At 73.0% G+C, this 9479-nt stretch carries 9 protein-coding genes and 1 tRNA gene; 5 read left to right on the forward strand and 5 right to left on the reverse strand.

Going from position 1 to position 9479, the window contains the following annotated elements; genetic code table 11:
• Positions 1–136 precede the first annotated feature (136 nt).
• The 5 genes from HBH26_RS19845 to HBH26_RS19865 all read left to right on the forward strand — a co-directional run bounded on the left by HBH26_RS19845 (position 137) and on the right by HBH26_RS19865 (position 4733).
• Positions 137–550 (forward strand): DUF2147 domain-containing protein, encoded by a 414-nt coding sequence (locus tag HBH26_RS19845; protein WP_168136314.1) that lies wholly within the window; start codon positions 137–139, stop codon positions 548–550.
• A gap of 64 nt (positions 551–614) precedes the next feature.
• Positions 615–2741, forward strand: a complete 2127-nt coding sequence (locus HBH26_RS19850; protein WP_168136315.1) for a PA5441 family protein — start codon at positions 615–617, stop codon at positions 2739–2741.
• A gap of 5 nt (positions 2742–2746) precedes the next feature.
• Entirely contained in the window at positions 2747–3460 is a 714-nt protein-coding gene (locus HBH26_RS19855) for a DUF3142 domain-containing protein (RefSeq protein ID WP_338057461.1), read from the forward strand.
• Between the two features lie 182 nt (positions 3461–3642).
• Positions 3643–4338, forward strand: coding sequence for a flagellar hook-basal body protein (locus tag HBH26_RS19860; protein ID WP_168136316.1), 696 nt, complete (start codon positions 3643–3645; stop codon positions 4336–4338).
• Positions 4335–4733: a flagellar hook-basal body complex protein gene (locus HBH26_RS19865; RefSeq protein ID WP_168136317.1), complete on the forward strand. Its 399-nt coding sequence runs from the start codon at positions 4335–4337 to the stop codon at positions 4731–4733. Before HBH26_RS19860 ends, HBH26_RS19865 begins: the two co-directional genes overlap by 4 nt.
• A 272-nt stretch (positions 4734–5005) precedes the next feature.
• On the opposite strand, the gene nagA is transcribed toward HBH26_RS19865, so the two are convergent.
• From nagA to HBH26_RS19890, 5 genes are all read right to left on the reverse strand, one after another.
• Positions 5006–6148: an N-acetylglucosamine-6-phosphate deacetylase gene (gene nagA, locus HBH26_RS19870; protein ID WP_168136318.1), complete on the reverse strand. Its 1143-nt coding sequence runs from the start codon at positions 6146–6148 to the stop codon at positions 5006–5008.
• Complete coding sequence (locus HBH26_RS19875) at positions 6145–7149, reverse strand: SIS domain-containing protein (RefSeq protein ID WP_168136319.1); 1005 nt, start codon at positions 7147–7149, stop codon at positions 6145–6147. The genes nagA and HBH26_RS19875 overlap by 4 nt, the downstream gene beginning before the upstream one ends.
• Positions 7150–7189: 40 nt before the next feature.
• Positions 7190–7963 (reverse strand): GntR family transcriptional regulator, encoded by a 774-nt coding sequence (locus tag HBH26_RS19880; protein WP_239024952.1) that lies wholly within the window; start codon positions 7961–7963, stop codon positions 7190–7192.
• Between the two features lie 73 nt (positions 7964–8036).
• Positions 8037–8774 carry a copper homeostasis protein CutC gene (locus tag HBH26_RS19885; RefSeq protein ID WP_338057462.1) on the reverse strand — a complete coding sequence of 246 codons (738 nt, stop codon included), beginning with the start codon at positions 8772–8774 and terminating at the stop codon, positions 8037–8039.
• Positions 8775–9267: 493 nt separating this feature from the next.
• A tRNA-Met gene (locus HBH26_RS19890) sits at positions 9268–9344 on the reverse strand.
• Positions 9345–9479: the final 135 nt, after the last annotated feature.

The raw sequence follows: 9479 nt of genomic DNA on the forward strand, positions 1-9479 counted from the left end.
CGTTGTCAGACTGGCCCAGCGTCGTATCGAACCCAGGCACGTTATCGCATGGTCATGCTGGCGACGCGCACATCAGGCCGCAGCACAACGCGCCCATAGCCGATCAAGAACGCAACTGTAATGCTAGACGGGTGGCATGACGATCCTGCGCGCGCTTCCCGCCCTGCTCTTCCTCACGCCGGCAGCGGCGCAGGCCGCGACGCCGATCGCCGGGCGCTGGCTGACGGCGGACGGCAGCGGCGTGGTGACGATCGGCGCGTGCGGCGGCGCCACCTGCGGCCGGCTGACGCAGATACTGAAGGTTCGCCCCGGCGCGGCGGCGACCGACGTGAACAACACCGACCCCGCGCTCCGCTCCCGCCCGATCAAGGGGATCGCGATCCTCAGCGGCTTCGCCGACAAGGGCAAGGACTGGCGCGGCACGATCTACGATCCGCGCAACGGCAAGAGCTACAAGTCGATCGTCGTGCGCAATGCCGACGGCACGCTGGCGGTGAAGGGGTGCATCGCCTTCTTCTGCCAGACGCAGACGTGGACGCCCGCGCGCTAGCGCGCGATCGGTCTTGCCGCGGCCGGGGCCGCGGGGAATGATGCCGCATCATTGCGGAGCCGACATGACCCGATCGTTCCCCCTCGCGTGCCTTCCTCGCCGCCTCGCGATCCTCGTCGCCGCCGTGGCGGCGCTATCGTCGGCGACGGCGGCGTGGGCCAGCGGCGACATGGGCTGCGCGCCGGCGTGGAAGCTGGCGCACGGCGACCTGACCGGTTGCGACAGCATGGTCATGCTGAGCCCGGGCAACGACACGCGCGTGAACCTGCTGCTCCTGATCCGCGGCGGTGCGCCGGCAGTGCCCGCCGGCGGGGAGCTGCCCCCCGTCCCGCTGTTCGACTGGACGAGCTTCGCACGCGTGACCTTTCCGGCGCCCGCCGACGTCGGCAGCGACAGCCATGCCGCCGGCGAGGGGTCGCGCTGCCGCAGCGACGCAAGCGGCAGCGCCGCGTTCGAGGCGGCGGTGGCCGCGGCGCGACGGCTCGATCCCGCGGAGCGCACGGCATTGGTCGCCGCGCGCCGCGCGCTGAAGCCCGACTGCGCCGGTGCGGGCGGCGGCCCCGGCGCGCTCGCCGCGGCGGACGCGGCGGCGCGCTCCGCCACCGCGCGCGGCTTCGCCGCCTACCTCCACGGCGCCGCCGCCTTCTACGCCGGCGACTTCGACGGCGCGCGCTCGCGCTTCGCGTCGCTGGCGCGCGACAGGGACGAGTGGCTGCGCGAGACCGGGCGCTACATGCTCGCCCGCGTGGAGGTGAACCGCGCGCAGGTCGGCGCCTTCGACGAATATGGCTATCGCGACGAGAAGACGCCGGTCGACGCCGCGGCGGTCGCCGCCGCGGAGGCGGGGCTGCGGCACTATCTCGATGGCTGGCCGCGCGGGCGCTACGCCGCGTCGGCGCGCGGCCTGCTGCGGCGGGTGTGGTGGCTGGGCGGCGAGCGGCGGAAGCTGGCGGCGGAATATGCCGTTCTGCTGGCACAGCCCGCCGCGACGCGCGGGATCGGCGACGCCGCGCTGGTGGAGGAGATCGACAACAAGCTGCTGCCGACGCTGACCGCGGCGGACACGACAGACCCGGTGCTGCTGGCGGTCCTCGACCTGAACGCCATGCGCCGGAACACCGGCGACGGCGCCACGACGCCCACGCTGACGCGCGCGGCGCTGGAGGTGCAGCGGCCCCGCTTCGCGAAGGCCGGCGCGCTGTTCGAATTCCTGCGCGCGGCACACGACTTCTACGTCGACGGTCAGCCGGCGGAGGCGCTGCGGCTGTCGCCGGATCGCGCCGGCGACGCGGCGGAGGATGCCGTCGCCTTCAGCCGGCAGATGTTGCGCGGCATGGCGATGGACATGCCGAAAAGCGCAACGGCGGCCGGCGCGGCGCGCGGCCACTGGCTGGCGATGCTGCCCGCGGCGGCGACGCCGCTGCGCCGCGCGACGGTGGAGCTGGCGCTGGCGCTGCACGAGGAGCGCGACGCCGGGCTGGAGCGCGTGTTCGCTGCGGGATCGCCGATCCGGGAGCCGGCGCTGCGCGACCGGCTGCTGGCCGACATCGCCGGACCCGATCTGCTGCGGCGACAGGCCGGCGCGGCGGGAGCGAGCGCGCACGAGCGCGCCGTCGCGCTGTTCGTCCTGCTCTACAAGGGGCTGACCCGCGGCCGCTACGCCGATTTCGTCGGCGATCTCGCCGCCGTGCCGCCCGGCACGGCGGCGGGCGGCAGCTATTTCGACGCCGACGGCCGGTCCGAACCGCCGCTCGGCCTGTTCGCCGCGGGCAAGGTGGCCGAGGACTTCCCCTGCCCGCCGCTGCGCGACACGGCACGGCGGCTGGCCACCGCCCCGACAGCGGCGACGCCGCGGCTGTGCCTCGCCGAATTCGTGCGGCTCAACGATCTCGACGCCTATCCCCTCGATACGCAACCGCCGGCGGACGAGCTGGGCGGCACCCGCTCCGGCTTCGCCGGCCCGCCCTTCTCCCGCCTCGACCTGTACCGGGCGGTGATCGCCTCCCCGGCCAGCACCGCGCCGGAACGCGCCTACGCGCTGTTTCGCGCGGTGCGCTGCTACGCGCCGTCGGGCAACAACGCCTGCGGCGGCGCGGGCGTGCCGCAGGCGACGCGCAAGGCCTGGTTTCAACGGCTGCACCGCGACCACCGCGGCTCGCGCTGGGCGGACGAGCTGGAATATTACTGGTAGGCCGCGTGCGCGCGCTCGCCGCCCTGCTCGCGCTGTCGACGCTCGGCGCCGCTGCGCCGTCGCCCGACCGCGTGGATGCGGCCCGTTACGAGGCCTTCTGGTTGTGGGCGGGCGTGCGGCCGCAGCCGGTGCTGAAGCGCGCGCGGCGCGTCTACCTGCTGGCGGCGCAGGTGGACCGCGCGCCCGACGTGCGGCTGGTGTCGCAGCGTCCCGCGGTGCCGCGGGTGAAGCACACGCCCGTGTGGATGGTGGTGCGCGTGGAGACGCTGCGCTGGACGCCGCTGGTCCACGCGCAGCTGCTGGCGCAGCTGGGCCGGTGGCGCGCCGCCGGCAATCGCGTGGCGGGCGTGCAGATCGACTTCGACGCCGGGACTCGCCACCTCGGCGACTATGCCGCCTTTCTCGCCGACCTGCGCCGCCGGCTGCCGCGCAACTGCCGGCTGGGCGTGACCGGCCTGTTGGACTGGAGCGCGAACGGCGACCCGGCTGGCCTGGACGCGCTCGCGGGCACGGTGGACGAGGTGGTGCTGCAGATCTACCAGGGCCGCCGCGTGATCCCGGGCTACGCCGGCTATCTCGCCAACCTCCACCGGCTGAAGGTGCCGTTCCGCATCGGGCTGCTGCAAGGCGGGGAGTGGCGGGCACCCGCAGGCCTCGCCGCGCTGCCGATGTTCCGCGGCTACGTCGTCTTCCTGACGAACGAACCGGTGCGGCGGTGACTTGCGGCGCAACAGCCGCAGCGTTTTAGCCTGCGTCGCCGAAGAAGATCGCGCCGGATTATCCTTTTCGTCCCGCGTCCTCCGTCGAAGTGCCGACGATCTGATCCAGTTCGGTTCTTTCGCAAATTGACGCAGAACGCGTCATCCTGTGTCCTTGCGGCTCCACTCGATGGAGTTCGGACATGTCAGGCCTGATCGACGCCGCGACCGCGCTGATGCGGGCATCGTCACGACGCGTCGATCTCGCCGCCTTGAACGTGGCGAACGTGTCCACGCCGGGCTTCAAGCGGCAGGCGCTGGCGAGCAACACCGGGGACGCAACCTTCGACACCGTGCTGAGCCGCCGGAAATCGGACCTGCGCGCCGGCAAGCTCTCGCAGACCGGCAATCCCCTCGACCTCGCCATCTCGGGAAACGGCTTCTTCCAGTTGCGGGCCGGCGATCGGCTGCTCTACTCGCGGCAGGGCTCGTTCTCGCTCGACGCGGACGGCCGGCTGGTCACGCCGCAGGGCTATGCCGTACAACAGGCGGGCGGCGGCGATCTGGTTCTCGGCAGCCCGTCGGTGACGATCACCACCGACGGCGTCGTCCTGGACGGAAGCCGCGTACTGGGGCGGATCGCGGTGGTGCGCGCGCGCGGGGACCAGGTGTCCGCCATCGACGGCTCCCATTTCTCCATCGCCGACGACCAGGCGCAGGCGATGGAGGAGCCGTCGCTGCGACAGGGCATGCTGGAATCGTCGAACGTGTCGCTCGGCGACGAGATGATCGGCATGATGGGCGCGTTGCGCAGCGCGGATACGGGTGCGCGTCTGGTGCAGGTCTACGACGACCTGATGGGCAAGGCCATCAGCGCCTTCGGGCAGTCGGCGCGATGAGCGGCGCCTTCTCCATCGGATCGGTCGGCATCAGGGCGCAGGAACGCGCGCTGGAGGTGATCTCGAACAACATCGCCAACATCAACACGCCCGCCTTCAAGCGCGCGGACGTGCGCTTCGCCTCCATCGTCGCGATGCGCAACGACGCCGACGTGCCCGCTGCGGCGCTGACCGACCCGTTCGCGGCGGCGGGGGTGATGGCGCACGCCGCGCCCGCGATGGACGCGGCCGGGGATCTGCGGCCGACCGGCCGCGCGATGGACCTGGCGGTGCAGGGTCGCGGCTTCACGACGCTCGACGGCGGCCTGTACACCGTGGAGGACGACGCGCGCCTCCGCTCGGCACGGCCGGGGGAGGATGGCGCGGGGGGCGCGGTCGCGTCAGGACAGGCGTGACGGTCGCCGCCCGTAGCGGCAAAGAGGCGGGCCGGGCTGGTCATCGCGACGCGGCGGTACCGCGCACTCGGCGCCAAACGGATGCGCGTCTCGCCCGGCGTCGCTCAGGTGCCGCTTCCGGGCAGCCGCAGCGGCGCTATCGGCGCGCTCAATCAGCGACCGCTGGATCGCGCCGGCGGTGCGGGGGACGCCGCCGCGATGCCGCAGAGGGCCGTTCACGCTGACGCTCACGGGCCGGTCCAGATCCAACGACCGGCCGGACAGCCGCGGGGTTATCGGTCCGAGATCGGCCGTCCGCCGATCCACGTCGCCACCGGGCCGAATGCGGCATCGAGCTGGGCGAGGTCGGCGCGCAGCCCCGTCGCGATCGCCCCGCGCTCTTGCCCGCGGCCGAGGAACGCGGCGGGGTTGGTCGACGCCATCGCGGCCGCGCGCGCCGGCTCGATCCCCAGCGACCCCACCGTCCGCGCCACCGCCGCCGCCATGTCGAGGTCGGCGCCCGCCAGTGTCCCGTCCTCGTGGACGCACATCCCGTCGCGCACCCGGATCCGTCGTCCCTGGAGCACGAAATCCTTGTCCGCCGCGCCGACCGAAGGCATCGCGTCGGTGACCAGCATCATGCGCTCGGCCGGGCGCGCCCGCAGCGCCACCCGCAGCACCGCGGGCGCGACGTGCACGCCGTCGACGATCAGCCCGCACCACGGCCGCGGGTCGTCCAGCGCGGCGCCGACCAGTCCGGGCTCGCGCTGGCGCATCGCGGGCATGGCGTTGAACAGGTGCGTCACGCCGGTCAGCCCGGCGTCGAACGCCGCCACCGCCTGCGCGTGGGTCGCCTCGCTATGCCCCGCCGACACGCGGACGCCCGCGGCGACCAGCGCGGCGATGCGCCGGGGCTCGACCTGCTCGGGCGCGAGCGTCACCATCACCGTGCCGCGGTGCGGGCGCGTGAGGATCGCGAGCAGCTCGTCGTCGAGCGGGCGGAAGCGCGCGGCATCGTGGATGCCCTTTCGTGCCGGATTGAGCACCGGCCCCTCGATGTGGACGCCGATCGCCCCGTCGACGCCCGCGGCGATCGCCGCGTCGCTCGCCGCCATCGCCAGCGCGACCCGGTCGGGGTTGTCGCTGATGAGCGTCGGCAGCAGGGCGGTGGTGCCGAAGGCGGCGTGCGCGGCGGCGATCGCGCGGATGCCGTCGACGCTGGTCTCGTCGTTGAACAGCACGCCGCCGCCGCCGTTCACCTGCGTGTCGACGAACCCCGGCATCAGCCATCCGCCGCGCAGGTCGATCCCGCCGCTCTCGCCCGCGCCCAGCGGCACCAGCGCGGCGATGCGGCCGTCTGCGACCGTCAGCTCGGCGCCGGGCCAGCAGCCGTCCGCCCCGACCACGGTTCCGCCGGTGAAGCGCAGGGTGGTCATCGCGTCTGCGTCACCTTGGCGAGGTGCGGCGGCCGGTCGGGATCGTGGCCGCGGCGGCGCGACAGCCGCTCGGCAAGGCCATAGAAGCTCGCCAGCATCATCAGCGGTTCGAGCGCCGGATGACCGGCGAACGCGGGGAGCGTGCCGGCGAGCGTTCCCGCCTGTGCCAGCAGCACCGTCGCACCGCGGCCGGCGAACAGGGCCGACACGTCGCGGACGTCGTCGCCCGCGGGGTCCCCATGCGCGAAGGCGAGCACCGGAAACCCTTCGCCCACGATGGTCATCGGGCCGTGGCGCACCTCGGCGGCGCTGAACGCCTCGGCCTGGATACCGCAGGTCTCCTTCAGCTTCAGCGCCGCCTCGCCCGCCACGCCCAAGCCATAGCCGCGACCGATCACGAACATCCGCTCGACTCCGGCGAACGCCTCGACCGCACCGCTCCAGTCGAGCGCCACCGCCGCGGCGAGCCGGTCCGGCAGGGTCGCCAGCGCCGCGGCGAGATCGGCATCCTCGGCCCAGGCGGCGACCAGCTGCGCCAGGCCCGCCATCGCGGCGATGCACGACTTGGTCGCCGCGACCGACCGCTCGGGCCCGGCCCGCAGCGGCAGCAGCGTGTCCGCCGCGGCGGCGAGCGGCGACCCTTCGTCGTTGACCAGCGCCGCCAGCGTCGCGCCGCCCGCCCGCTGCGCCTGGGCGGCCGCGATCAGGTCGGGGCTGCGGCCCGACTGCGAGATCGCCAGCGCCAGCGCCCGGCGGGTCGCCACCGGGGCGGCGAAGATCGACGCGACGGACGGCGCCGCCGACGCCACTGGCACCCCGATCATCGTCTCGATCAGATACTTGCCGTAGGTGGCGGCATGGTCCGACGATCCGCGCGCGACCGTCACCACCACGTCGGGCGGGGTGTCGCGCAGCCGCCGTCCCAATGCCGCCGCCGCCGACGCGTTGGCGTCGAGCAGGCGCGCCACGGCCGCCGGCGCCTCCGCGATCTCGGCCGCCATCAGCGTGTGCGCGTCCCCTATCCCGGCGCTCGTCACCGCGTCAGAGCTCGGCCACGAAGTCGTACGAATCGCCGCGATAGTAGGAGCGGGTGAACTCGACGACCCGCCCGTCGCGCATCGAGCCGCGACGCTCGATCAGCAGCACCGGATCGCCGGTGTCGATCTCCAGCATCCGCGCGTGCTGCGCCCGGATCGGCACCGCACGCAGCCGCTGCAGCGCGCGCACCGGCCGGTTGCCGGCGCGGTCCAGCGCCTCGTACAGCGACTCGCCGACGTCGTCGGTCGAGCCCAGGCCGTCGCCGACGACGGTCGAGAATTCCAGCGCCATCGGCTCGTCGTCGGCGAGGCGGATGCGGGTGAAGCGCAGCACCGGCGTTCCCGGCGACAGGCCCAGCGCCATCGCCTCCTCCGGCGTGACCGGGCCGGTGGTGCGCGACACCCAGCGGCTGCTCGCCACCCGGCCGCGCGCCGCCATGTCCTCGGTGAACGACGACAGCTTGGAGAAGACCTTGTCGACGCGCCCGGCGACGAAGGTGCCGGCACCGCGGCGGCGCACCAGCAGCCCCTCCTCCACCAGGCCTTCGATCGCCTTGCGGACGGTGATGCGCGAGATGTTGTATTCGACCGCCAGGTCGCGCTCGGCGGGGATGCCGCTGCCCCGGGGAGCGATGCCGGCCTGGATCGCGTCGCGGATCAGCCCCTGGAGCTGGAGGTAGAGCGGCAGCGTGTCGTCGGCGCGGAACCGGCCGATCCGCTCGCCGAACCGTTCCGACGCCCTGTCGCCCTCCGCCGCGCGGATGCGTCCCATCTTCATCCGACCAAATCTCGCTTCTCGTACCGGAGCCTAGATCAGCTCCACGCCATGCACAACTGGTCCGTTGGTGGCATTAAACTGGTTTACTCGCCGCCGCGCACAATGCCGCCACCGCCTCGCGATCGGTCATCCGGCGCGGCCCGACGGCGAAGCCGAGCGCCACGACCCGCGCATCGACTGGCGGCCCCGGCAGCGATGCCGATCCGTGCACGTGATCCACTCCGGTGCGCGCGATCAGCCCCGCGACGTTGTCGGCGCGCACCCCGGATCCCGCGGCGATCCGGCAGCGCCCGGCGGCGCGCTCGACCATCCGGCGCAGCGTGTCCGCCCCCTCGTCCGCGGTCGCCGCGCCGCCCGACGACAGGATGCGTTCGTATCGCAGCGCGATCACCGTCCCGACCGCAGCGACCGGATCAGCGACCAGGTCGATCGCGCGATGGAGCGTCAGCCGCGTCCCGGCATGGGCGTCCGCGAAGTCGGCCAGCGCCGCCTCGTCGAGCCAGGCGCCGCGACAGGCGCCGAACACCAGGCCGTCGGCGCCGGCCCCGACCAGCGCCTGCCCTTCCGCGATCGCCAGCGCCAGCTCGTCCGCGTCGTAGGCGAAGTCGCCGGCGCGCGGGCGGACCATCGCGTGGACCTCGACTCCTGCCGGCCGCGCCCGGGCGAGGACGCGTTCGAGCAGCGCGAGGGACGGCGTCAGCCCGCCCGCCTCCAGCGCCGCGCACAGCTCGATCCGGTCGGCGCCGCCCGCGATGGCGGCGACGGCCCCGGCCTCGTCGGCCACGCAGATCTCGACCGTCACCACCGCCACCAGGCTAGCGTCGCCGCTCCTGCACGGCAACGCTTCGGCGACATCGTGGGAGGGCGGGCTGCACTCCATTGGTCATATGTTGTCTATATCCATTCAGGACAGCGAAGGTGAGCGGGATCGCCATGATGCACAACGCTGGAATGCCGCGCCTCGCCCTTCCGGCCGCATCCTCGCTCGGTCGTGATCGAGGCAGGCCGAGATCACGAGTTTCCGGCTCCCGCCCCGGCTCCATACGCGTGCGAGAGAAGCGCCGGCGGTCGTGCCGTATTCGACATTACCAGCGAAGGTTCGCCTCATTCCGGAAGGCGCCGAGCGAGAAGCTGCGTCAAGCGAAGGCGATCAAGGCGCTAAGATCGCAGATCGGCGGTGTCACGGTCCATGTGGACGAGGACGCTAACGGACGCTTGAGGTCCAGGCGTCGACTGCGACGCTCATCGACTTCGCCAATACGCCGAACGCCCCCTGGCGGTATGCCGGGGGGCGTGGTGTGTGTTGGTTGCGGGGACAGGATTTGAACCTGTGACCTTCAGGTTATGAGCCTGACGAGCTACCGGGCTGCTCCACCCCGCGTCGAGGTGATGTCCGCAAGGATGCGGTGTGTGGTGTGCCTTGTGGTGGGAAGGCGGGTGAACGGGTTCTTCTGGGTACGCAGGCTGCAATGCCTGGCGACGACCTACTCTTCCATCGCTTGAGCGATAGTACCAT

This window comes from Sphingomonas corticis (assembly GCF_012035195.1).
GTDB classification, from domain to species: domain Bacteria; phylum Pseudomonadota; class Alphaproteobacteria; order Sphingomonadales; family Sphingomonadaceae; genus Sphingomonas; species Sphingomonas corticis.